The following is a 703-nucleotide window of genomic DNA, read 5'->3' on the forward strand; positions in this document are numbered from 1 at the left end:
AGTTGTTACTGAAGGCATTGTCGGTCGTGTGGATGAAGACGGGAATGTCTTAGTTAAAAAAATTGATCAAGTAGTTGAATATGGACCAGCTGAACTTCCATTTGATACGATTCGCCGTCCAAACCTAGACCTTGCATCGGGTGAAGAATTTGTTGTTACCGAAGGGATTGTCGGCCGTGTGGATGAAGATGGAAATGTCTTAGTTGAAAAAGTCGACAAAGTCATTGAATACGGACCTGAACAAACACTTTCAGATCCAAATAGTCCAAGTGATCCAGCAGAACCCTCTCAACCAGAAGATCCTAGCGAACCATCACAACCAAGTAATTCTAGTAAAGAGGAATCTAAAGCCAAATTACCATTAACTGGTGAACAAAATTATCAAATCGAAGCTATCGCTTCTTTATTAATGGTAGTCGGATTATTAATTCTTCCTATTCTAAAAAGAATTAAACGCTTTAACGATTAATCATTAATTAAAATTATTATCCAATCAAAAGAGCACATAATTTATGTGCTCTCAGACTGAAGACAAACCTTTCTTTGAGGATGACTCATACAGGATTTGTCTTTGTTTCTGCCCAGATTTCCTTAATAAATAAAGGCTCTATAATAAATAGGGTTGATGGGAGAAAGATTCTTCCTTCAATCCTATTTTTTGCTACACAAAAACACAGAAGTCCGATCTATTAAAAGTGGTAAC

Annotated in this window: 1 pseudogene; it reads left to right on the forward strand. The window is 36.6% G+C overall.

Features of this window, described 5'->3' with window-relative positions:
* Window positions 1-469 (forward strand): annotated as a pseudogene (locus ACQV18_RS09390) (hypothetical protein); the annotation flags it as partial.
* Between the last annotated feature and the right edge of the window lie 234 nt (window positions 470-703).

Origin of the sequence: Facklamia sp. P9177 (assembly GCF_050409585.1) — a bacterium.
Taxonomy (GTDB): domain Bacteria; phylum Bacillota; class Bacilli; order Lactobacillales; family Aerococcaceae; genus Facklamia.